This is a genomic window from Duffyella sp. Ts4, from assembly GCF_051851875.1.
In the GTDB taxonomy this organism is placed as follows: Bacteria; Pseudomonadota; Gammaproteobacteria; order Enterobacterales; family Enterobacteriaceae; genus Duffyella; species Duffyella gerundensis.
In genome coordinates, this window is sequence record NZ_JBLYPN010000010.1 from 43721 (window position 1) to 66322 (window position 22602).

The 22602-nt window shown below is 55.0% G+C and carries 18 protein-coding genes and 4 tRNA genes; 4 read left to right on the forward strand and 18 right to left on the reverse strand.

Going from position 1 to position 22602, the window contains the following annotated elements:
- Nucleotides 1-53: 53 nt before the first annotated feature.
- Nucleotides 54-2603, reverse strand: a complete 2550-nt coding sequence (locus tag ACJY2L_RS14610) for a class I adenylate cyclase (RefSeq protein WP_067434604.1) — start codon at nucleotides 2601-2603, stop codon at nucleotides 54-56.
- A 288-nt stretch (nucleotides 2604-2891) separates the two neighbouring features.
- Here ACJY2L_RS14610 and hemC point away from each other — a divergent pair, with 288 nt between their 5' ends.
- From hemC to hemY, 4 genes are read left to right on the forward strand one after another with little or no spacing between them, the layout of a single operon-like run.
- The gene (gene hemC / locus ACJY2L_RS14615) at nucleotides 2892-3833 is read left to right on the forward strand and encodes a hydroxymethylbilane synthase (protein WP_439214008.1); all 942 of its coding nucleotides are present in this window, start codon (nucleotides 2892-2894) and stop codon (nucleotides 3831-3833) included.
- Nucleotides 3830-4576, forward strand: coding sequence for a uroporphyrinogen-III synthase (gene hemD / locus ACJY2L_RS14620; RefSeq protein ID WP_439214007.1), 747 nt, complete (start codon nucleotides 3830-3832; stop codon nucleotides 4574-4576). The genes hemC and hemD overlap by 4 nt, the downstream gene beginning before the upstream one ends.
- A gap of 18 nt (nucleotides 4577-4594) precedes the next feature.
- Nucleotides 4595-5737 (forward strand): uroporphyrinogen-III C-methyltransferase, encoded by a 1143-nt coding sequence (hemX, locus tag ACJY2L_RS14625; protein ID WP_439214006.1) that lies wholly within the window; start codon nucleotides 4595-4597, stop codon nucleotides 5735-5737.
- 2 nt (nucleotides 5738-5739) lie between these two features.
- Nucleotides 5740-6930: a protoheme IX biogenesis protein HemY gene (gene hemY, locus ACJY2L_RS14630; protein WP_439214005.1), complete on the forward strand. Its 1191-nt coding sequence runs from the start codon at nucleotides 5740-5742 to the stop codon at nucleotides 6928-6930.
- A gap of 665 nt (nucleotides 6931-7595) precedes the next feature.
- Here the strand turns inward: hemY and ACJY2L_RS14635 are convergent.
- The 17 genes from ACJY2L_RS14635 to rho all read right to left on the reverse strand — a co-directional run bounded on the left by ACJY2L_RS14635 (nucleotide 7596) and on the right by rho (nucleotide 22575).
- A tRNA-Pro gene (locus ACJY2L_RS14635) sits at nucleotides 7596-7672 on the reverse strand.
- A 26-nt stretch (nucleotides 7673-7698) separates the two neighbouring features.
- A tRNA-Leu gene (locus tag ACJY2L_RS14640) sits at nucleotides 7699-7785 on the reverse strand.
- Between the two features lie 17 nt (nucleotides 7786-7802).
- Nucleotides 7803-7878: transfer RNA gene (locus ACJY2L_RS14645), tRNA-His, on the reverse strand.
- Nucleotides 7879-7984: 106 nt separating this feature from the next.
- Nucleotides 7985-8061, reverse strand: a tRNA-Arg gene (locus ACJY2L_RS14650).
- A gap of 168 nt (nucleotides 8062-8229) precedes the next feature.
- Nucleotides 8230-8970: a lipopolysaccharide N-acetylmannosaminouronosyltransferase gene (gene wecG / locus ACJY2L_RS14655; RefSeq protein ID WP_439214004.1), complete on the reverse strand. Its 741-nt coding sequence runs from the start codon at nucleotides 8968-8970 to the stop codon at nucleotides 8230-8232.
- A 24-nt stretch (nucleotides 8971-8994) separates the two neighbouring features.
- Nucleotides 8995-10344, reverse strand: a complete 1350-nt coding sequence (gene wzyE, locus ACJY2L_RS14660) for an ECA oligosaccharide polymerase (protein WP_067434625.1) — start codon at nucleotides 10342-10344, stop codon at nucleotides 8995-8997.
- A complete protein-coding gene (locus ACJY2L_RS14665) occupies nucleotides 10341-11411 on the reverse strand; it encodes a TDP-N-acetylfucosamine:lipid II N-acetylfucosaminyltransferase (protein WP_439214003.1) in 1071 nt (356 codons plus the stop codon). Before ACJY2L_RS14665 ends, wzyE begins: the two co-directional genes overlap by 4 nt.
- Nucleotides 11408-12658 (reverse strand): lipid III flippase WzxE, encoded by a 1251-nt coding sequence (gene wzxE, locus ACJY2L_RS14670; protein ID WP_439214002.1) that lies wholly within the window; start codon nucleotides 12656-12658, stop codon nucleotides 11408-11410. The genes ACJY2L_RS14665 and wzxE overlap by 4 nt, the downstream gene beginning before the upstream one ends.
- A gap of 1 nt (nucleotide 12659) precedes the next feature.
- Nucleotides 12660-13790 (reverse strand): dTDP-4-amino-4,6-dideoxygalactose transaminase, encoded by a 1131-nt coding sequence (gene rffA / locus ACJY2L_RS14675; protein WP_439214001.1) that lies wholly within the window; start codon nucleotides 13788-13790, stop codon nucleotides 12660-12662.
- 4 nt (nucleotides 13791-13794) lie between these two features.
- On the reverse strand, nucleotides 13795-14484 hold the full coding sequence (gene rffC / locus ACJY2L_RS14680; RefSeq protein ID WP_439214000.1) for a dTDP-4-amino-4,6-dideoxy-D-galactose acyltransferase: 690 nt from the start codon (nucleotides 14482-14484) through the stop codon (nucleotides 13795-13797).
- Complete coding sequence (gene rfbA / locus ACJY2L_RS14685) at nucleotides 14462-15343, reverse strand: glucose-1-phosphate thymidylyltransferase RfbA (RefSeq protein ID WP_439213999.1); 882 nt, start codon at nucleotides 15341-15343, stop codon at nucleotides 14462-14464. Before rfbA ends, rffC begins: the two co-directional genes overlap by 23 nt.
- 20 nt (nucleotides 15344-15363) lie before the next feature.
- Entirely contained in the window at nucleotides 15364-16437 is a 1074-nt protein-coding gene (rfbB, locus tag ACJY2L_RS14690) for a dTDP-glucose 4,6-dehydratase (RefSeq protein WP_439213998.1), read from the reverse strand.
- On the reverse strand, nucleotides 16434-17696 hold the full coding sequence (gene wecC / locus ACJY2L_RS14695; protein ID WP_439213997.1) for a UDP-N-acetyl-D-mannosamine dehydrogenase: 1263 nt from the start codon (nucleotides 17694-17696) through the stop codon (nucleotides 16434-16436). Before wecC ends, rfbB begins: the two co-directional genes overlap by 4 nt.
- Nucleotides 17693-18823, reverse strand: a complete 1131-nt coding sequence (wecB, locus tag ACJY2L_RS14700; protein ID WP_439213996.1) for a non-hydrolyzing UDP-N-acetylglucosamine 2-epimerase — start codon at nucleotides 18821-18823, stop codon at nucleotides 17693-17695. Before wecB ends, wecC begins: the two co-directional genes overlap by 4 nt.
- Nucleotides 18824-18833: 10 nt before the next feature.
- The gene (gene wzzE / locus ACJY2L_RS14705) at nucleotides 18834-19883 is read right to left on the reverse strand and encodes an ECA polysaccharide chain length modulation protein (protein ID WP_439213995.1); all 1050 of its coding nucleotides are present in this window, start codon (nucleotides 19881-19883) and stop codon (nucleotides 18834-18836) included.
- A 33-nt stretch (nucleotides 19884-19916) separates the two neighbouring features.
- The gene (wecA, locus tag ACJY2L_RS14710; protein WP_067434656.1) at nucleotides 19917-20999 is read right to left on the reverse strand and encodes a UDP-N-acetylglucosamine--undecaprenyl-phosphate N-acetylglucosaminephosphotransferase; all 1083 of its coding nucleotides are present in this window, start codon (nucleotides 20997-20999) and stop codon (nucleotides 19917-19919) included.
- Nucleotides 21000-21315: 316 nt separating this feature from the next.
- The gene (gene rho, locus ACJY2L_RS14715; protein ID WP_067434659.1) at nucleotides 21316-22575 is read right to left on the reverse strand and encodes a transcription termination factor Rho; all 1260 of its coding nucleotides are present in this window, start codon (nucleotides 22573-22575) and stop codon (nucleotides 21316-21318) included.
- Nucleotides 22576-22602: the final 27 nt, after the last annotated feature.

Sequence of the window (22602 nt, forward strand, 5' to 3'; positions counted from 1 at the left end):
CCGGTCAGGGCGACAGGCCAGTGCGTTCAGTGCCGCTGCCTAAGCAGCAGCACTTAGTGCATATGATAACGCGGCTGATGGTAATCGTTGCTGCTGTTATCGGGCGTTGTCGCGCAGATCTGGGTCAGGGTTTGGCTACGAAACGGAATCACCTGCAGACGATCGTCAATGTGCACAATTTGATAGAACTGCGGCAGGTTAAAATTGATGAAGCTGGAGCCGTAGGTAAAGCGATCGTGCGAAGAGGAGTAGAAACGGCTGACGTCGCGCACCAGTTCCTCTTTGCTGCCTTCGCAATGATGATAGATTTCTACGCGGTTGCTCTCATCCAGAATGTAGATATTGAAGCCGCGATCATTCTGCGTGTCTTCAAAGAAGAACTGAATGATGCCTTCGCTGGCGTAGCCATTGACCACAGCAGGCAGCCGCGTCTGATCGGCATCCACCTTAATCGACAAACCGTGCAGCTTGTTATTCGAAATCGCGCCGTAAAACTCTACCGCATTTTCCAGCTTCTGCACCGACACGCTCAGCCGCTCGAAGAACAGGCCCCAGGTCTGGCCGGCTACGCGCAGCGCTTTGAAACGTCCCGGCTCCTGTCGCGTGCTCGAGAGACGCAGGTCGATACATTCTGAAACCAGCTGCTGCACGCGCGTTTTGATCAGGCCACGCAGATGCTGGCTGTAGCAGAACACATCCACTTCGTCAGGCGGCGCCGCATCCTGATGCATTTTGCCGAGAATGGTTTTCAGCGCTTCGATCATCGCCTGCTCGCCGTTAAAATGCAGCGTGCGCACCTCATTCCACGAGTTGCGATAGAGCAAATCGATGCTGCCGATCAGGCACTGTTGCTGCTGGCCAAAGCTAAAGACATCCAGCTTGCGGAAATCAAAATGCACCACCTGATTACGAAACGCCGAGGTTGGATCGTATTCAAGGTTGACGATAATCGCCAGATGACGAATTTCGCACGGGCTGTAGAGCGCTTTTGGTGTCGGTGATGGCAAGCGCAGCGGGAAATGGTGTGACACATCGGCCACCAGTTCCTGCAGTCGCGGCAGATCGCACACGTCGTTGCCTTTGATATGGATGCGCGTCTGCGCGGTCAACAGCCCGTTGAACCACGCCCAGGCCACCAGCTTGTTCAGGTAACGGTTAAATTCCAGTGGCTGATGGCTGATGATCGAATCCATGTCCGGTGCCTGGTTATAAAGATACCAGCCAGAACGATTGGCGCGGCCAACCGGCACATGAATAAAGGTCAGATGCGGCTCGGAGAGATCCGGCGAAATCTGCGGGTTTAGCAGTGTCACCTTGCCCGGCAGCGCCTCAAAGGCGGCGTACAGCTTACGCGTCAGCACGCCGATATCCTGCGGGCTGGCGCTGACGCTTAAGTTGTTACGGCGGGCAAAGCGAATCAGGTTGCGATAGCTTTGCATCATCGCATCCAACAGTTCGTTATGGGCTTCGCGTACCTGCTCAATTTTCCACTCGGCGCGGTTATCCAGCATCTGCAGACGCGCGTCGTCCCAGCCCCACTCTTTAATCAGCTGGGTCAGAATTTCGCGGCGCCAGCCGTTGCGACCTGGCTGCGCTTCGGTGAGCTTTTCACACACTTTCAGATAGAAACAGCGACGCACCAGATCCAGCCGCGCATGATCGTCAATGCTGGTGAGATAATGGGTCACGCGCTCCAGCATCATGCAATAGGCATCAAGGCCGAAAGAGACGATTTCGCCATCATGTAGCCGCTGTTTGATATCCATCGCCAGCAGCTGAGTATTGGGGTATTCCCAGGAATAGGCTTCCAGCAGCAGCGTTTTCAGCACGGCTTTATAAGGCGAATCGATGCTTTTATAGAGCTGCCACAGGCTGGCACCAAAATACTCTTCCGCCGAGAGCGTGCCGAGGCCGCCAAGATCAAGCCATTCATTAGGTGTCAGCACGCCCTGAGAATAGAGCGTCATCACATAGTCGTCGTAATGTGACTCTTCTTCACCCGGCACCATATTCCACAGAATACGTTTGCCCGCCATGCGCACCGCGGTGCGATAGAACTCATCCAGCAGCAGGATATGTTGCGTGGAACCGCAATCTTCACTGCCTAAGCTGCCGCTTTCATTATGGCGGAACCGGTTTTCATCAATCAGGAAAAAGCTCGCTTCCACGCCCATGGAAACGCACCACTTTTGTAGCTGGTTGCACTTTTTCTGCAGGGCAAGCCGTTCATTGTTATCCAGCCAGGATTGATGGCAGACCCAGATATCGAGATCGGAGGTGCCATTCTGACCAACAGACGAGGTACTGCCCATGGAATACACGCCGGTAATGGGCATTTCGCCCGGCTTGTTGGCATCTTGCGCGTCTGGCGTCAGCTCGCGCAGCCATTTTTGTTGGTTTTCATCAGGCGTGTAGAAACTGATGCCGTGTGGAACGTTACCTTCAAGGTAACCGGGCATCAAAGGGTGATGATAATGTAATAAGGTTGGCAGCAGACTGTATACCTGCTGGAAAGCAGGGCCCATCGCAGCCAGAGCGCGGTCAACACGCAGCTGGTTAATGGCATCCAATCTCTGTTTCAGTGTCTCAATGTAGAGGTACAAGACGATTCGCCTGATTATAACAGTGCTGACAAAAAACCCCGTTTCCGAAATTTGCTGCTTGATTTAAACATTGTTGAGCAAATTATTGCTGGAAACGTGATCAATCTAACACCAGTCAGATTGACCGTAAAGAAAGTTGCACTACACAACAGTTGACTCTCTTTTGCGGTCCGCCCTTTTTTCACATCGCTTTCAGCCGTTTCGCGAGGCTTTTTGACCGCGTGGAAACTGTCAGCAATGCTGTATCAATGATAGGATAATCGGTGAACGATCAAAACGGTAACCAGCATGTTAGACAAAATTTTAAGAATTGCTACCAGACAAAGTCCTCTGGCTTTATGGCAAGCACAGTATGTGCAACAACGGCTCATGGCGTGCCATCCCGGCCTGCGCGTGGAGCTTGTGCCGATGGTGACGCGCGGTGACATTATTCTTGATACGCCACTGGCAAAAGTGGGCGGCAAAGGCCTGTTCGTAAAAGAACTGGAACTGGCGATGCTGGAGAACCGCGCCGATATCGCGGTGCATTCCATGAAAGATGTGCCGGTGGGCTTTCCGCCTGGCCTTGGTTTAGTGACGATTTGCGAGCGTGAAGATCCGCTTGATGCTTTTGTTTCTCTCAATTATGACACCGTCGACGCGTTACCAGCCGGTGCCGTGGTTGGCACCTCCAGCTTACGCCGTCAGTGCCAGCTCAGCGCCCGTCGTCCCGATTTGGTGATTCGCTCACTGCGTGGCAACGTCGGCACGCGGCTCTCCAAACTCGATGCTGGCGAATATGATGCGATTATTCTTGCCTGCGCCGGTTTAAAACGCCTCGGGCTGGAAAGCCGCATTCGCCACGCGATGCCAGCAGAAGAATCCCTGCCTGCGGTTGGGCAAGGCGCGGTGGGAATTGAATGCCGTCTCGATGACAGCGAAACCATTATGCTGTTGGCGGCGCTGAATCATGACGATACCGCGACACGTATAAAAGCAGAGCGCGCAATGAATACCCGTCTCGAAGGCGGCTGTCAGGTGCCGATTGGCAGCTATGCCGTGCTGGAAGGCGATCAGCTCTGGCTGCGCGGACTGGTCGGTTCGCCTGATGGCAAAGTCACGGTGCGCGGCGAACGTCGTGGACCACGCGAAGATGCCGAGAGCATGGGCATTTCACTGGCAGAAGAGTTATTAGGCAATGGCGCGCGGGAAATCCTGTACGAGGTCTATCAGGGGCAGCCGCCGAGATGACTATTCTGGTGACGCGCCCTTCCCCCGCCGCCGAAGCGCTGGTTGAGCGGCTGCAACGTGCCGGACGCGTCGCCTGGAGCCTGCCGCTGATCGAATTCACGCCCGGACAGGATTTGGCGCTGCTGCCACAGCAGCTTGCTGCGCTGCATCCCGACGATCTGGTGTTTATCGTGTCGCAGCATGCCATTCACTATGCGGCAGCGCATTTGCGTCAGGCCGGTTTCACATGGCCCGCTACAGTAAACTACTATGCTATAGGCCGGAGCAGCGCGCTGGCGCTTCACGCCGCCAGCGGCCACGCCGCAGCCTATCCGCGCGAGCGGGAAACCAGCGAAACGCTGCTGCAGTTCCGCGATCTGCATCGGCTAACCGGCAAACGCGCGCTGATTTTACGCGGCAACGGTGGCCGCGAACTGCTGGCGGACACGCTGGCGCAGCGCGGTGCGACGGTCACGCTCAGCGAATGTTATCAGCGCTGCGCTAAATATTACGAAGGCGCCCTTGAGGGCCGACGCTGGCGCGATCGCGGCATCAATACGATCGTGGTTACCAGCGGTGAAATGCTGCAACAACTTTACAGCCTGTTCCCCGCCATCGATCGCGAGGAATGGCTGTTGCACTGTCGGCTCATCGTCGTCAGTGAACGTTTGGCTACTTTAGCCAGGGAATGCGGCTGGCGGGAAATCACCGTCGCCGATGGAGCCGATAACGACGCGCTGATGCGGGCGTTACAACAAACTTAATAGATGGGATGTGCCACAATGACGGAACAAAAAAACTCCTCCGCCATGGTTGAAGAGACCACCCCAGCGGTTGAAACAGCGAATAACAGCTCGCCAACGCCACCGCAGAAAGGAAGAAACGGTGCCATGGCGCTGGGTGCAGTGGCAATTGTCATTGCGCTGGCGATCGGCGCGGGACTCTACCTCAATGCTAAACATCAGTCTGAACAGCAGGCAGCGGCGACGCAGAGCCTGAACGATCAGCTCACCGCGCTGCAACAGCAGGCGAAGCAGGATAAACAGCAGCTGAGCCAACAGCTCACCGCCGCTACTGCCGCGCTGGATAACGCTCAGCAACAACAGGCCGCGACTGCAAAACAGCTGGACGAGCTGCGTGGAAAAGTGGCTGCTATCTCTGGTAACGATGCGCGCACCTGGTTGCTGGCGCAGGCGGATTATCTGGTGAAGCTCGCCGGTCGTAAACTGTGGAGCGATCAGGATGTCACCACCGCTGCTGCGCTGCTGAAAAGCGCCGACGCCAGCCTGGCTGATATGAATGATCCCAGCCTGATCGACGTTCGTCGCGCACTCACTGAAGATATCAGCAGCCTTTCTGAGGTTAGCCAGGTCGATTATGACGGGGTGATTCTCAAACTGAATCAGCTCTCTAACGGCGTGGACAATTTGCGTCTTGCCGATAACGACAGCGACGATGCACCGATGGACAGCGACAGCAATGAGCTCTCCACCTCGCTGCGAGAATGGCGGCAAAACCTGGTTAAAAGCTGGCACAACTTCATGGATGATTTCATCACCATCCGTCGCCGCGATAACACCGCACAGCCGCTGCTGGCGCCCAATCAGGACGTCTATCTGCGTGAGAACATTCGTTCCCGTCTGCTGATTGCCGCTCAGGCCGTGCCGCGCCATCAGGATGAGATTTTCAAACAGTCTATCGATACGGTCTCCACCTGGGTGCGTGCCTGGTTCGACACCAACGATGCGGCGACCAAAGCGTTTCTCGCGCAGCTTGATGAGCTGAGCCAACAGAGCGTATCAATGGACGTGCCGGAATCGCTGGAAAGCCAGCCGATGCTGGATAAACTGATGCAGACGCGCGTGCGCAACCTGTTGGCGCAGCCTTCCATGCCAGCGAACGCTCAGCCGCAGCAGGGAGAATAAGCATGCTTAAAGTATTAGTGCTGTTCCTGCTGCTGATCGCGGGCATTGTGGTCGGTCCGATGATCGCCGGCCATCAGGGCTATGTGTTGATTCAAACCGATAACTGGAATGTTGAAACCAGCGTCACCGGTCTTGCCATTATCCTGATCGTTGCGCTGCTGGTTATTCTGGCACTTGAATGGCTGCTGCGTCGTCTGTTCCGTACCGGCGCTAAAACCCGTGGCTGGTTTGTGGGCCGTAAGCGCCGTCGCGCGCATCGTCAGACGCAGTCTGCGCTGATGAAGCTGGCGGAAGGCGACCACAAACAGGTTGAGAAACTGCTTTCACGCAATGCCGATCACGCCGAGCAGCCGGTAGTGAACTACCTGCTGGCGGCAGAAGCGGCACAGCAGCGCGGCGATGAAGCACGTGCCAATCAGCATCTTGAACGTGCCGCCGAGCTAACTGAAAACGACCCCATTCCACTGGAAATTACCCGCGCGCGCATTCAGCTGGCTCGCAATGAGGATCATGCGGCACGTCATACCATCGATCGTCTGTTGGAAGTGGCGCCGCGTCATCCTGAAGTGCTGCGTCTGGCGGAGCAGGCTTATGTGCGCACCGGCGCATGGGCCGCACTGCTGGATATTCTGCCCGCCATGGAGAAATCGCAGGTCAGTGATGAAAATCATCGCGCCGCATTGCAACTACAAGGCTGGCTGGGCCTGATGAATCAGGCCATGGCTGAGCAAGGCAGCGACGGGCTCAAGCGATGGTGGCAGAACCTGAGCCGTAAAACGCGTCAGGAACCGGCTCTGCAGGTGGCGATGGCTGACCATCTAATCGAGTGTAACGATCCCGATACCGCTCAGCAAATCGTGCTCGACGGCCTGAAACGCCAGTATGATGAACGACTGGTGCTGTTGATGCCACGCCTGAAGAGCGGCAATCCGGAGCAGCTGGAGAAAGCACTGCGCCAGCAGATTAAGCAGCACGGCGCGACGCCGCTGCTGCACAGCACGCTCGGTCAGCTGTTAATGCAGCATGGTGAATGGCAGCAGGCCAGCGAGACATTTCGTGAAGCGCTGAAGCAGCGCCCGGATGCCTATGATTATGCCTGGCTGGCTGACGCGCTGGATCGTTTGCACCATCCTGAAGAAGCGGCAAAAATGCGCCGTGATGGCTTGCTGCTGACGCTTAAAAACAACAAATAGCGCCAGCTGGCGTGACAATATGCAAAGCCGGGCCAGCGCCCGGCTTTTTTATGACCGCAAAAAAAACACCTGCATAAGCAGGTGTAAAGTTCAGATCGATAAAACAACTGGACGGTATCAGACTCAACGTAATGTCCGGTAAGCCCATCACGGGCTTGTGGACAACAGATACCAGAATGGCTTTGCGTCATTCCTGGGATTATGTCGTTAAACGTACATAACAAATGGAATGAGCATCTACGCATTTACCTTTGCATAGCCCGTGCCAAAGCACGACGTTTTTCACAAATCATCGCCATCCCACTGTAAATTAAGCACTTATTTAATGAGCAAAAGCCGATTACTGCTCTGCGCTCAGCGCCAACGCGTATGCAACCTGTCGCAAGATCGCGACAACCTGACTTAAAGATAAGAATCTGCTTACTTTTCATCAGGATAAATGTCACCGCATAGCGACAGCCCGGTGGAAAAAGGTGACAGTGATCAAAAGCGCCTGTCTGACGGCAAACATGATGCATTTAGCAGGAGAAAGAAAAGTGAGCGGGCCGAGTGTCGTCAAGCCGTTAAAGCAGATTTGTTTACGGCTGCGCTCTGATTCGGCAGCGTGGATTTACCCAGGCAACAGACGTAAAAAAGCCCGCTTTTTCAAGCGGGCTTCTTAAATGTGGTCGGCGAGAGAGGATTCGAACCTCCGACCCACTGGTCCCAAACCAGTTGCGCTACCAAGCTGCGCTACTCGCCGATATACTGCTTTTTCTTGATTCTGCCTGGTGCGAAGAGAGGGACTTGAACCCTCACGTCCGTTAAGACACTAACACCTGAAGCTAGCGCGTCTACCAATTCCGCCACCTTCGCATATGTCCAGCAAAATCTGGGGTGGCTAATGGGACTCGAACCCACGACAACTGGAATCACAATCCAGGGCTCTACCAACTGAGCTATAGCCACCACTGTACAACGTTGGATGACATCTTACGATGCTCTCCGACTCTTTCGAGCCAATTCTTAACGCGGCAAGTTAACTTCACCACCGCAGCTCTCGCACGTAACCTAATGGTGCGCCCGACAGGATTCGAACCTGAGACCTCTGCCTCCGGAGGGCAGCGCTCTATCCAGCTGAGCTACGGGCGCTTAGCGCCGTTGCGGATGTGCATACTACGTATTTGGTGCCATGCTGTCTAGTGCTTATTTAATAAAAAAGTGCGTTTGCTTACGCTTTGTGCGTTTCGTCGATTAAAGCGGCATTTTCACACCATAAGCCGTTGAAAACCGCCGGTGCGCCGCCTTTTTAGCTATTTTTTATAACTCACCGCGGAAGTGATATCCGAGATATTTCATCAGCCTGAGCTGACGCCGCCAGCGGGAAGGCTGAACAATCAGCCGATAAAGCCATTCCAGCCCCATGCGCTGCCAGATCGCCGGTGCCCGCTTTACATGCCCGGTAAACACATCATAGGTGCCGCCCACGCCCATATAAAGCGCCTGAGGATAGTGTGCCTTGCAGTCGCGCATCAGCTTCTCCTGCTTCGGCGAGCCAAGCGCCACGGTGACAATTTTCGCGCCGCTGGCAGCCACACGGGCAAACAGCGCCTCGCGATCGGCAGGCGCAAAATAGCCATCCTGCACGCCGACAATATTGACGTTCCACTGACGACGCAGCTTCTCTTCCGTTTGTCCCAGCACCGATTGTTTGCCACCGATCAGAAACACCGGCGTACCTTCCCGTCCGGCACGCTCCATCATCGCTTCCCACAAGTCAGCGCCAGCGATACGGTTCAGGCGTGCCTGCGGATATTTTTTGCGAACAGAGCGCACAATACTGATGCCATCGGGGTATTTATACTCTGCGGCATCCAGCAGCGAGCGCAGTTCGCTGTCCTGCTCAGCTGTTAACACTTTTTCCGCATTGATCGCGATCAGCGTGCCCGGCCGAACAGCGCCATCGGCAAACAAAAAATCGAGAAACTCTGCCTTATGACCAAAGCCATACAGCGAAATACCGCGGATTTCATAACGCGGTGCCTGCTCGCTCACTGCCATCTCCTTTTTAACTCCGGATTATTATCATTGTGATGCGGTCTGGACAGGCCCGCGCGGCGATCGGGAACGGATAAGTCCTGCCCGATCAAAAAACAGAAATAGCAGCTTTGCCACCAGCAAGCAGAGACCGAAAATCAGGCAGAAGAAGACCACTCTGGAGACAAACGCATCGAGGCCTTCACGTGCCAGCACAATCATGTTAAAGACCGCGCCAAAGCAGAATGCCTGTAGTACGGCGGCGCGATAACGACTGCTGGCATCGCGCCCCAGCCGGTAGAGCCAGTCGAACCATTTCATAATCAGTCCTACCGCAATGGCACCGAGTGGAATAAAGGCTGCGCCACCCATCACCAGCAGCGATCCAATTAACGTCGGCGAAATGGCTAGCCCGGAATGGTTATTCAGCACTTCCCAGGTAAAATAATTGGCGCTGTTAAGCACTATGGCGGGCTTGTCCGGCCACAGCCAGTGCGGAATAAACACATAGAAATCACGCACTATCGGCGCCAGCCCCTGAAATTCAATCTTGTCGTAATTTTGCAGCAGCAACGCGAGGTTTTCCCACGGAGAGAAAGTGTCGCGCGTTAAATAGAGGAAAGTGTAGAAGGCTTCGTCACCGCTGACGTCGAGATTATAACGTCGCAGCGCCAGACCAAACATGCCAACAATCGCCAGCACGCCCGCTGCGGCCAGCATCCATAACGATATCCAGCCACGAATAATGCCAATAAACAGAAACAGCGCAAAGGCGATGATGATATTAGCGCGTGTGCCGCCGACAATAGCGTAGGTCAACAGACCAAACCCCACTGTGGCCGCCAGAAACAGGAACCAGTTACGTACGCCAGGCCGTAAAAAATAGACCAGCAGCATCGCCGGGATGAAAAAATAGAAGAAGCGTTTGAGCGCCACGCCGGAGACATCCGCCGAGAATATCTGGTTGTACGCCTTTAATTTGAACAGCAAAAAGCCGTTATGCATAAAGAAGATGGAGACGGTGATTAGCGCTGTCAGCGCCAGCAGCCAGCCGAAAAGATGCGTTTCCACCCGATTCATCTGGAGAAACTCGCGCGGCGGCGCGGCGCTGACCGCCCGCAGGCGGGTTTTGTAGCTGACATAATAAATGGCGTAAAAGCAGCTGGCGGCGAGCAGCGCCTGCAGCAGATAGCTCGGAGGCACCACAGTCACATCAAAACGGAACACCAACAGGCTGGTCAGCGGGAAACCAAAATAGAAGGTCAGAACGAACAGCAGCGAAAAGAAGATGTTGAAATTGAAGCGCTCACGGCGAAACTCGCGCCATGTCAGGCCGGACACCAGCATCACCGACAGCAACCAGACCACAAACAGCCCACCAAATTGCGCAAGATTCATTGGCCCTCTCCTTCTGCCAGCGCTAGTGCCTGTTGCCAGCCGTGCAGATACGCGGGATCGAGAAAATCGACGCTGCATTTGTCCAGCTGCACCAGCTGCTGGCGGGCATTCGCGATAGCGTCTCTGTCCAGAGGTTCGTCACTGAACAGCACCGGCACGCGCTGCTCCTGCAGATCGCGCCAGAACGGGTTTTCACGCGCCAGCACAAAGGGAATATTTGCCTGAATCAGCAGGCAAAGCGTCCCAATGCCCTGCTGCCGTTTAAAACTGAACCAGCCCAGCTGACAGCGGGCAATCAGCTGCAAATAAGCGGAAAATTCGAGCTTTTCGGTAAGCAGTTCCACGTTGCCTGCCGGGAACAGACGATTTGCCACCTGGCGCACGTCGTCGATATAACGCTCGTTGTTGGCCGGATAACCGAGCGGCACCATGATTTTCACCCGATCGTCAAACTGCTGACGCAACGCGACCAGGGCTTCACGGTGACGGTTGCTGGGGTCGCCAGAATTGCCCAGCAGCACGGTAAAAGGTTCTGCCGGTTGTGCTGGCGGAACCGTTGCGGTCATCCGCGTGGGAAAATAGAGCAGCGAGGTCGGCACATCGCGATGACGCTGCTGATAATGTTCAATATCGCCGCGGGTGGCAAACAGGTGGGCGATACGGCCCTGCGCGCGACGCCGCAGCAGATAGAAAAGGCGAAACTTCAGGCTACGGGAATCTTCATACAGATCTGCACCCCAGACGTGCCAGTAAAGCTGATGCGGCTTAAGCGCGCCGCGCAGCAGCGCCAGCCAAAGTAGCGCGTTAAACTGGCCGTGACAGAAAAAGCGCTGCTGGCGATCGGCACCGCGAGCAATCACCGCCTGCGCCAGCTGTTTCTTGCTGGCAAAACACTCAACGCGCAGCGCGCTGAACGTGGCCATAGCGGCAGTATCGTCGCTGACTACCATAAAATGACGCGGCGCGGCGACAGGCTGAACCTCGCTCAACACATCGTTGAAATAGCGCAAAATGGTCAGATTATGGTGGGGAACAGGCGATCCCAGCAGATGAATCAAGGTTGTCATACTTTCCGGCAGTAAATAATGAAGGCGCCACAGCAGAGCGCGAAATAGAGCATGTAGGTGGCCATGTAAGCCTGCGCAGCGCCGGTTGCGCCATAAAGCGGAATCAGCCAGTGCGAGAATATAAGCAGCAACAGGAACTGGCTGACTTCGGTAAGAATATAGAAGCGCAGTGACGCTTTGGCGATCACCAGATATCCGAAAACGTAGGCGCCGACTTTACAGACGTCGCCGATCAGCTGCCAAACAAACAGATCACGCATCGCTGCAAACTGGCTGGAGAACAGCAGCGAAATCGCAACATCGCGCAGTAGCCAGACGCAGAAGCTGGCAACGGCAACGGCGGGCAGCACAAAGCGCAGCGCGCGGCTAATCTCGCGACGAATCTGCTGTTTATGTTCCAGGCGCGCCAGTGTCGGCAATAACCAGACGCTGAAGGTGGCAGTAATAAACTGCAGGTAGGCGTCGGAAATACTGCTTACCGCCTGCCATAATCCCACCTGTTCCCAGCCGCTGTGGGCAGCCAGCAGATTACGCATCATGACCCACGCCACCGGAATAGTTACCGCGGTGATCATCGCCATCAGCGTGTAAGTCGCCAGCTGACGCGCACGCGCACTGTGCCACTGTGGCAGCAGATAACGCAAAGGCAGGTGCTCGCGACTAGCCAGCAGCCACAGCGCTGGCAGAGCCACCAGCGCCGGCACCAGCGCCAGCCCGACCAGCGCGCCCCTGTAGCCGCCCAGCCGCCAGCAGGCAGCGTAAGCAATGACGCCCGCCACGCTGCCGCCGATCAACGCCAGCGCGTTGCCTTTGGCATCGCGAAATCCCTTGATGACAGAAAGAATCAAGTTGGCCCAGGCGATGCCAATCTGTAAAAACGCCACGATGCGCACCACGTTTTGATAGCGATCGTGACCAAACAGCGCCTGGCTTATTGGCGCGGCAGCGAGCAGAAACACCACCGCCAGCAGCAGGGAAAAACCCAGAACTATCGCCGATGCGGTGCCGGTTACCGCGCGCAGATCCGCTGGTCGCTGGCGGTTTTCCGCCACATATTTGGTAACGCCGTTGAAAATCCCGGCACCGGCCAGCACGCCCAGTACGGTAATCAATTGACGAAAGTTGCCCGCCTGCCCTACGCCAGCTGGGCCATAACTCACCGCCAATAATTTTACGATCAGCAAACCTGCCGCAATTTTAACCAGCGTGGACGTGGCGGTCCACACCGAGGCTTTTGCCAGCGACATATCAGGAAAAATAGCTCAGCAGCGAGTTGATTACCGTGCCCTGATTGTTATCAGAGAGGTTATAAAACAGTGGCAGGCGCAACAGCCGCTCGCTTTCGCGGGTGGTAAAGCGATCTTCGCCGCTAAACCGGCCAAAGCGCAGGCCCGCGGGCGAACTGTGTAGCGGAATGTAGTGAAACACGGCAAGAATGTCGGCTTCTTTGAGCCAATCGATCAGTTCGCTGCGCGCATCACTGTCGTGAAGTTTGATGTAGAACATATGGGCATTATGCTCTGCTGATGCGGGCAGAGCCGGCAGTTCGATACGGCCACTCGCCGCTATCGGTTGTAGCGCATCGTAATAGCGCTGCCACAGCTTCAGTCGTTGTGCATTAATCTGGTTTGCCTGCTCCAGCTGCGCCCACAGATAGGCCGCCTGCAAATCGGCCATCAGATAGCTTGAGCCGATATCGCGCCAGGTGTATTTATCCACCTGGCCGCGGAAGAACTGGCTGCGATTGGTGCCTTTTTCACGAATGATTTCTGCCCGATCCACCAGTGCCTTATCGTTAATCAGGGTGGCACCGCCTTCGCCGCCTGCGGTGTAATTTTTCGTTTCGTGAAAACTAAAGCAGCCAATGTGGCCGATCGATCCCGCCGCGCGGCCTTTGTAGGTCGACATCACCGCCTGCGCCGCATCTTCAATCACGTAAAGCTGATATTTCTCCGCCAGCGCCATGATGGCATCCATCTCACATATCACGCCCGCGTAATGCACCGGCACAATGGCGCGCGTCTGCGGTGTGATCGCTGCCTCGATCAGGCGCTCATCCATGTTCATGGTGTCCGGGCGAACATCGACAAAGACGATAGTGGCGCCGCGCAGCACAAAGGCGTTGGCGGTGGAAACAAAGGTATAGCTCGGCATGATCACTTCATCGCCAGGCTGTATATCGATCAGCAAGGCGGCCATTTCCAGCGATGCGGTGCAGGACGGCGTTAATAACGCACGACTGCTGCCAAAACGCTGCTCCATCCATTGCTGACAGCGGCGGGTAAAACCGCCATCGCCGCACAGCTTGCCGCTGCTCATAGCTGAGCGCATATAGTCGATTTCGGTGCCAACCACCGGCGGAGCATTAAATGGAATCATGACGTTACCTGTATAGCCAATATGCGGTGCTTTCCAGCTGCGCACCGCTACGAAAATAGAGCCGCATCGCGGCAAGATTGCTTAATTGTGTGGCCACACGCAGACGTTTCAGGCCGCGCACACGCGTCCAGTCGGCTGCGGCCGCCATCAGACGCCGCCCGACGCCGCTGCGCTGCGCCGTTGGCAGCACGGCCAACAGGCCCACGCGCGCGTCATCGGACAGCTCGCGCAGAGTGACAAAGCCCTGGAGTTCGCCTTGCTCATCCACCGCCAGCAGACACTGATGATCAAACGTGCCGCGCACCGCATTTTCCAGCCATCGGGCATAAAAGCGGGCGCTGGCGTCAGCAGGGAACCAGGGTTCACGGAAGCGGCTGAAGGTAAAAGCGGCGGCGGCGGCATCGCGCAGCAGCGAAATCTGGCTTTCACGCGCGATGCGCATGCCAGGCTGGCGGGTGGTCCGTTCCACGCTCAGAACAAAATCGGCTTCACCTTCAACCACGCGAAAACCCGCCAGCTGCAGCGCATCCAGCCGATCGATATCTTCAGCGCTGACCTTAGCCTGTAACAGCGAAAATGGGCTCGATGCTGAAGCATCCAGCGGTGTGGGCGTGCTGAAATCAAGCAGGCCGGTTGAGAGCGAAAAGAAGTCACTCTCCCACTGCAACGGCTTAATACTGGCGAGGACGGGCATGCAGGATATCCAGTAAGTATTGGCCGTAGCCCGTTTTGGTCAACGCTTCGGCTGAATGTCGTACGTCATCGTCGCTCAACCAGCCGTTTCGCCAGCCGATCTCCTCGAGACAGGCAATTTTAAAACCCTGCCGTTTTTCAACGGTTTGCACAAAGGTGCTGGCTTCGATCAAACTGTCATGCGTGCCGGTGTCCAGCCAGGCAAAACCGCGCCCGAGCAACTCAACCGTCAGGGCATCGCGTTCCATATACATTTGATTGATTGAGGTAATTTCCAGTTCACCGCGTATCGACGGCTTAACCTGACGCGCAAACTCAACCACTTGATTATCATAAAAATAAAGGCCGGTAACCGCCCAGCGAGATTTCGGTTGTGCCGGTTTTTCCTCCAGCGACAGCGCCCGAAAGTTATCATCAAATTCCACGACGCCGAATCGCTCTGGATCCATGACCTGATAGCCGAAAATGGTTGCGCCCTGCGTTCTTTCCGCCACCTTACGCAGCTTGGGACTGAAACCCTGACCGAACCAAATATTATCACCCAGCACCAGACAACAGTTGTCGCCGCCAATAAAGGATTCGCCAATGAGAAATGCCTGAGCCAAACCCTCCGGACGTGGCTGAACCGCATACTGCAGCCTTACCCCAAATTCACTGCCATCGCCTAACAGACGTTGAAAATGGGGTACATCATCCGGCGTGGAAATAATCAGGATATCGCGAATACCTGCCAGCATCAGAACCGACAATGGATAGTAGATCATCGGTTTATCATAGATCGGCAGCAGCTGCTTTGAGATGCCACGCGTGATGGGATGCAAGCGCGTTCCTGAGCCGCCAGCCAGCACAATACCTTTCATATTATCTCCGATGCGGGAATTTAGCGGCCATCGTTCAGGCCCAGTCGCTCAAGGCGGTAGCTACCGTCGAGGATAGCCTGCCACCAGGTGCGATGCGTCAAAAACCAGCTGACCGTTTTTCGCATACCGCTTTCAAAACTTTCCTGAGGGCGCCAACCCAGCTCGCGCTCAATTTTGCTGGCATCAATGGCATAACGCTGATCGTGACCTGGGCGATCGGCAACGGACGTGATGAGATCACGATAGTGAGCAATACCTGCGGGTTTTTGCGGTGCCAGTTCTTCCAGCAGCGCACAAATAGCAAGCACAACATCGATGTTGCGTTGCTCGTTATGCCCACCAATATTGTAGGTTTCACCCACTTTACCTTTACTGACTACGCAATAAAGTGCCCGGGCGTGATCGTCAACATATAGCCAATCGCGAATCTGTCCGCCATCGCCATAGATGGGCAGCGGCTTACCGGCGAGAGCATTAATAATCATCAGCGGAATCAGTTTTTCGGGAAAATGATAAGGCCCATAATTATTCGAACAGTTAGTGACGACCACCGGCAAACCGTAGGTTCTGTGCCAGGCGCGCACCAGGTGATCGCTGCCGGCTTTGGTCGCAGAATAGGGGCTGCTTGGCGCGTAAGGCGTGGATTCGGTAAAAAAGGCCTGGCTGTCCGGCAAGTCGCCGAATACTTCATCCGTCGAGATATGATGAAAAATAAATTCTTTCTGGCGAATGCTATCCAATTTTTGCCAGTAATGGCGTGCGGCTTCCAGCAGGTGATAGGTGCCGACGAGATTGGTTTCTACAAAAGCAATGGGGCCGTCGATAGAGCGATCAACATGACTTTCTGCTGCCAGATGCATAATGCGATCGGGCTGATACTGGGCCAGAACGCGATCTAACGCTGCGCGATCGCAAATATCAACCTGCTCAAACGCGAAGTCTGGATGGTGCTTTATCTCCGCGAGTGATGCCAAATTACCGGCATAACTAAGCTTATCGACCACAACCACCTGATGGGTGGTTTCCTGCAGGAGAAAACGGACTAATGCAGAGCCGATAAAACCAGCGCCACCGGTGATCAGAAATTGGCTCATTGCCAGACGCCTCGCGTATCCACCCGCCATGGCTGAGCGATAGCGGTGCTGTCGATATCGCGAAAGGCCTGATGATCCACCAGCATCACCAGCACATCCGCCTCGGCCAGTGCCTGCTCCAGCGAAACCAGCGTTGCCAGCCCAGTCAGTTTCTGCGGCAGTGATTTTACGTGTGGTTCAACCACCCAGTTGGTGCCGCTGTGCCAGCGCGCAATGAGCTGGGCGACTTCCATTGCCGGGCTTTCGCGCAGATCGTCAATATTGGGTTTAAACGCCAGCCCGAAGCAGGCGATGGTGATGTCGCTGGCACGCTTGCCGCTGGCTATCAGACAATCTGCCAGCGTCTGCTTAACCTGATCCAACACCCAGTGCGGCTTGGCATCGTTCACTTCGCGCGCCGTACGAATCAAACGCGCCTGCTGTGGATTCTGCGCGACGATAAACCAGGGATCGACCGCAATACAGTGTCCGCCTACGCCAGGTCCCGGCTGCAGAATATTGACGCGCGGATGACGATTCGCCAGGCGAATCAGCTCCCACACATTGATCTGCTGCTCGGCGCAAATCAGCGAAAGCTCGTTGGCAAAGGCGATATTGACGTCGCGGAAGCTGTTTTCAGTGAGCTTGCACATTTCGGCGGTGCGCGCGTTGGTTTCCACGCAGGCCCCCTCAAGGAAAATACGATAAAGCTCGCTGGCACGCGCCGAACAGGCGGGCGTCATGCCACCAATCACCCGATCGTTTTTAATCAGCTCGGCCATAATATGGCCAGGCAAGACGCGCTCGGGACAGTAGGCGATAAAGATATCGGGCTGTTCAGCCTCGTGCTGAGGGAAACGCAAATCGGGCCGGGCATCAGCCAGCCAATCGGCCATCTGCTCGGTGGTGCCGACCGGTGAGGTCGATTCAAGAATCACCAAATCACCTTTTTTCAGCACCGGGGCAATCGACAATGCCGCGGCTTTGACGTAGCTCAAATCGGGCTGATGATCACCCATAAACGGCGTTGGCACAGCGATCAAAAAGGCATCCGCGGCGACCGGCGTGGTGCGGGCAGAAAAGTTGCCTTGCTGCACCGCCGTTTGCACTACGTGATCCAAATCGGGTTCCACAATATGGATTTCACCACGATTGATGGTAGCAACCGCCTGCGGATTCACATCGACGCCGATAACCTGCTTGCCCCGGGAGGCAAAAATCGCGGCGGTGGGCAGGCCGATGTAACCGAGGCCAATAACCGAAAGGGTGTCAAAACTCATAACGTTACTCTGTTCTCTTTTAGTGCCTGTAAAATTCGGCCACAGGCCTGACCATCACCATAAGGATTATGCGCGCGGCTCATCTCCTGCCAGGCGTTATCGTCGTTGAGTAAGTGGGTGATGCCAGCAACGATTTTTTGCGTATCGGTACCCACCAGGCGCACCGTACCGGCGGCGATCGCTTCCGGCCTTTCAGTGGTATCGCGCATCACCAGCACCGGTTTACCCAGCGACGGTGCCTCTTCCTGAATACCACCGGAATCGGTGAGAATCAGCCAGGCATGATTCATCAACCAGACAAACGGCAGGTACTCCTGCGGCTCGATCAGGATGATGTTGTCGATGCCGCTCAAAATGCGGTTGACCGGCTCCAGCACGTTGGGATTGAGGTGCACTGGATAAACAATCTGCACCTCAGGATGCTGACGGGCAATCTGCGCCAGCGCGCTGCAGATGCGCTCAAAACCACCGCCAAAGCTTTCCCGACGATGGCCGGTAACCAGAATCAGCTTTTTATCGGCGCGCAGGAAAGGATACCGTGCCGCCAGCTGTTGATTAAGCACAGCATCGCCAACGACCCGATCGCGCACCCACAGCAACGCATCAATCACCGTATTTCCGGTAACGAAGATGCGTCGATCGTCGAGGTTCTCACGCAGCAGATTCTGCCGTGCCTGTTCGGTCGGGGTAAAGTGCAGACGTGCAAGATGTCCGGTTAAGGTACGATTGGCCTCTTCCGGCCACGGCGATGACAGATCGCCGGTACGCAATCCAGCCTCCACATGCCCCACTGGAATACGGTGATAGAAAGCCGCCAGGCTGGCCGCTAACGTTGTGGTGGTATCACCATGCACCAGCACCACGTCGGGCTGAAAATCGGTAAGCACCGCCTTCATGCCTTCCAGAATGCGGCTGGTGATTTCCGTCAGCCCCTGCTCCGGGCGCATGATATTGAGATCATAATCGGGCGTGAGGGCAAACAGATTCAGCACCTGATCGAGCATCTCGCGATGTTGGGCCGTCACGCAGAGGCGCGATTCGAAGGCGTCATCCTGCGCCAGTGCTTTCACCAGCGGGGCCATCTTGATGGCTTCCGGACGCGTACCAAAAACTGTCAACACTTTCACACGGATACTCTTAATTTAAAGGCTGAATGGCATGGCGAGGACGGCGCAACAGAGCAATACCCGCACCGATAAGCGCACCCACTGCGCCCCACATAATCATCAGGAACAGGCGACGCGGGCTGTCGCGTTTCACCGGCTCTTCAGGCGTGCGCAGATAACGGTAGCTCTGGAACTGTTTATCGGGATGTGGTCCGGCCTGCAACGTGGTCAGCATCGCCCTGTTCTGATCATAGTCGATATCATAAGCCGGGCCGTTTACCTGCAGGCTCTCCAGCCGCGCCTGCAACAGAGGTCGGCCTAACATAAAGAGTTCTGAATCGGGCAACTGCTCAGAGGGCGTGGTGGTTTTGGCTTCATTAATGCCCTGCTCGCTGGCAATTTTTAACGCCTGCGTCACGCTGCGCAGCTGACGTTGATAAACCGTATTAGCCACGCTTTCCTGGCGAGCAATTTGTGCCTGCAGTTGTCCTGCACGAACCTGCCAGGCACCATCCAGTTCATCATTCAAATGGCGGGCGGCGCGCTCGCTGGCGAAAGCAACATACTGCCGCAGCAGGTTATTGGCATCCGCCGCGGTTTCTGCCGTTAACCTGACGCTGTCATGCGGATTGCGGGCCGCATCGGCCGGTGCCAGCTCAATATGGCTAATCAGTTCATCAAGCAGAGCAGCATCGTTATGCGCATTACCGCTTTTTCGCTGCTTGTAATAGTCCGTTTGCTGCCAGAAATCGCGACGTGTATCCCATGACGCGAGCTGCATCACAAACTCCTGATACGCCTCATCCATCGCCGTCGGCAAGGGCGCGGTGACGCTCACCGGCGCATTACGCATATCGAGATAATGCAGGAACTGTTGCTGCGAATAGTAGCTGCCCAACATGTTAACCGTTGGGCGATCGGTAATGGCGGTGGTGCTCCACGCCTGCTTCACCAGCAATGAATAGACATACGCCGACAGCATCAGCAGTACAGCACAGCCGATAATCCAGTGCTTACCACGCCAGAGTTTGCAGCACAGGCCACGAATATCCAGTTCGTTATCTACGTGGGAGGAGGTCATACAGCGCATTCCTTTTTCACAGAGTCAAAAGTGCTATCTGGCTTCATTGTTTTTGCCGCCGTGGCGCAGACGTCGTTTGATACGTTTGACCTTACGCGCCACACGCCATGCGTGCTTCAGGCAGTAACCGTAGAGGAAAAATGCCAGCAGAAAGAGCGCCAGCATGACCCACTCCGGAATAAACGCGAGGTATTCTCCCAGCACACCGATGGCGGCCAGCAGCGCGGCGGCCAGCGTAATCAGCATAAATGCCTGACGCGACGTGAAGCCTGCACGCATGATCAGATGATGAATGTGCTGCCTGTCGGCGGAAAAGGGACTCATGCCTTTGCGCAGGCGGCGGTACATAATGGCGACCATGTCCATCAGAGGAATGGCGATCAACCACAGCGCGGTGACAGGGGTAATGGGATGACTTAAACCCTGGGTAGTTTCCAGCAGGATCCAGATAATGGTGAAACCAATCAGCGTGCTGCCCGCATCGCCCATGAAGACTTTATAGCGACGGCCAAACACGCCAAGGTTAAGCAGAATGTAAGGTAGCGTGGCGGCAATCATGGCAAAGCACCACATCGCCAGGCTCAGCTGGCCATCAAAGTAGAGAATAATGCCCATTGCGCCGAAAGTGACGCAGGAGAGACCACCCAGCAGGCCATCAATGCCATCGACCATATTAAAGGCGTTAATGGCAGCCCAGACGGCAAACAGCGTCAGGACGTAGCCGAACGGGCCAACGATCAGCTCCATTGGACCTACAATGAACCCGAGGCTTAGCAGATATAATTTGGCGCCAACCATCATCACCACGGCAATGGCAGCTTGCACCACCGCCCTGATTTTGACGCTGATATCAAAACGATCGTCCAACGCACCGACCAGAACCAGTACGCCAGCACAGGCGAGATAGAGCAACGCGTGAGGCAAATAGTAATTGGTTATCGCGAAGGTAAAACAGATTCCGGCAAAAACCGAAATGCCGCCCACCAACGGGATCATGCCTTGATGACGCTTACGATAATTAGGTTGATCCACCAGACCAATTTTTTTAGCCGCTTTACGAGCAAAAAACAGGAAAGCTAAGGAAAAGACAAAAATTAACGCAAGCTCAGTACTCATATCGAGTAAATTCACATTCACAGCTCTCAGCTAAAAGACTGGAATACTATAAGCAATTATTATGCCCGATTAAGCATCCCGATTCCGAATTCTGCTTTTTGCCACGAATTTTCCAGCCTGTGAGCCAGAGCATTCCGTGCCATTGTCCGCAGTAAGTATAAGACTCCATCAACCTGATAATCGTATAGCCCATAAAAGAAAAACGCCACGTGTTAACGTGGCGTTCCTGCGTTTTTATCCGCTTTTGGCGCAGAAAAAAATCAGGATGTCATAACCTTCTCTTTTTCGGCGCTTTACGTACGGTTGTCCGCGCGTTTTATGAACGCTTCATCATATCGAAGAATTCATCATTGGTTTTGGTCATCGCCAGCTTATTAATGAGGAATTCCATCGCGTCAATTTCACCCATTGGATGGATGATTTTGCGCAGAATCCACATTTTTTGCAGCTCTTCCTGCGTAGTGAGCAGCTCTTCTTTACGCGTACCAGAACGGTTGTAATCGATCGCCGGGAACACACGTTTTTCAGCGATTTTACGCGCCAGGTGAAGTTCCATGTTACCGGTGCCTTTAAATTCTTCGTAGATAACTTCATCCATTTTAGAACCGGTATCGACCAGCGCAGTCGCGATGATAGTCAGGCTTCCGCCCTCTTCCACGTTACGTGCAGCACCAAAGAAACGTTTTGGACGATGCAGGGCGTTAGCATCCACACCACCCGTCAACACTTTACCGGAGGCCGGTACGACGGTGTTGTAGGCACGCGCCAGACGCGTGATGGAATCGAGCAGGATGATGACATCTTTTTTATGCTCAACCAGGCGTTTTGCCTTCTCGATAACCATTTCGGCTACCTGCACGTGGCGCGATGCTGGCTCATCAAAGGTGGACGCGATAACTTCGCCTTTCACCAGACGCTGCATCTCGGTCACTTCTTCTGGGCGCTCGTCGATCAGCAGCACCATCAGCACGCAATCCGGGTGGTTATACGCGATGCTCTGCGCAATGTTCTGCAGCAGCATGGTTTTACCGGCTTTAGGCGGTGCCACGATCAGGCCACGCTGACCGCGACCGATTGGCGATGCTAAATCCAGCACGCGAGCGGTCAGATCTTCAGTTGAACCGTTACCACGCTCCATGCGCAAACGTGAGTTCGCGTGCAGCGGCGTTAAGTTTTCAAACAGAATCTTATTACGCGCGTTTTCCGGCTTATCGTAGTTAACCTCGTTCACCTTCAACAGGGCAAAATAACGCTCACCCTCTTTCGGTGGACGGATTTTACCAGAAATGGTGTCACCAGTGCGGAGGTTGAAGCGGCGGATTTGGCTGGGGGAAACGTAGATATCATCGGGACCGGCGAGGTAGGAGCTGTCACCAGAACGGAGAAAACCGAAACCGTCCTGCAATATCTCCAGCACACCATCGCCGAAAATATCCTCGCCGCTTTTCGCGTGCTGTTTAAGGATAGCGAAGATGATGTCCTGTTTACGCATGCGCGCCAGGTTTTCCAGCCCCATATTTTCGCCGAGAGTAATTAACTCAGATACAGGCGTATTTTTTAATTCGGTAAGATTCATAATGGTGGGTTCTTAAACTCGGGGTAA

Excerpts from the sequence above, each read along its gene's own strand:
- hemC (WP_439214008.1), top strand. The coding sequence starts at position 2,892 with ATGTTAGACAAAATTTTAAGAATTGCTACCAGACAAAGTCCTCTGGCT.
- hemD (WP_439214007.1), top strand. The coding sequence starts at position 3,830 with ATGACTATTCTGGTGACGCGCCCTTCCCCCGCCGCCGAAGCGCTGGTT.
- hemX (WP_439214006.1), top strand. The coding sequence starts at position 4,595 with ATGACGGAACAAAAAAACTCCTCCGCCATGGTTGAAGAGACCACCCCA.
- hemY (WP_439214005.1), top strand. The coding sequence starts at position 5,740 with ATGCTTAAAGTATTAGTGCTGTTCCTGCTGCTGATCGCGGGCATTGTG.
- wecG (WP_439214004.1), bottom strand. The coding sequence starts at position 8,970 with ATGGCAGTGAGCGAGCAGGCACCGCGTTATGAAATCCGCGGTATTTCG.
- wzyE (WP_067434625.1), bottom strand. The coding sequence starts at position 10,344 with ATGAATCTTGCGCAATTTGGTGGGCTGTTTGTGGTCTGGTTGCTGTCG.
- ACJY2L_RS14665 (WP_439214003.1), bottom strand. The coding sequence starts at position 11,411 with ATGACAACCTTGATTCATCTGCTGGGATCGCCTGTTCCCCACCATAAT.
- wzxE (WP_439214002.1), bottom strand. The coding sequence starts at position 12,658 with ATGTCGCTGGCAAAAGCCTCGGTGTGGACCGCCACGTCCACGCTGGTT.
- rffA (WP_439214001.1), bottom strand. The coding sequence starts at position 13,790 with ATGATTCCATTTAATGCTCCGCCGGTGGTTGGCACCGAAATCGACTAT.
- rffC (WP_439214000.1), bottom strand. The coding sequence starts at position 14,484 with ATGCCCGTCCTCGCCAGTATTAAGCCGTTGCAGTGGGAGAGTGACTTC.
- rfbA (WP_439213999.1), bottom strand. The coding sequence starts at position 15,343 with ATGAAAGGTATTGTGCTGGCTGGCGGCTCAGGAACGCGCTTGCATCCC.
- rfbB (WP_439213998.1), bottom strand. The coding sequence starts at position 16,437 with ATGAGCCAATTTCTGATCACCGGTGGCGCTGGTTTTATCGGCTCTGCA.
- wecC (WP_439213997.1), bottom strand. The coding sequence starts at position 17,696 with ATGAGTTTTGACACCCTTTCGGTTATTGGCCTCGGTTACATCGGCCTG.
- wzzE (WP_439213995.1), bottom strand. The coding sequence starts at position 19,883 with ATGACCTCCTCCCACGTAGATAACGAACTGGATATTCGTGGCCTGTGC.
- wecA (WP_067434656.1), bottom strand. The coding sequence starts at position 20,999 with ATGAGTACTGAGCTTGCGTTAATTTTTGTCTTTTCCTTAGCTTTCCTG.
- rho (WP_067434659.1), bottom strand. The coding sequence starts at position 22,575 with ATGAATCTTACCGAATTAAAAAATACGCCTGTATCTGAGTTAATTACT.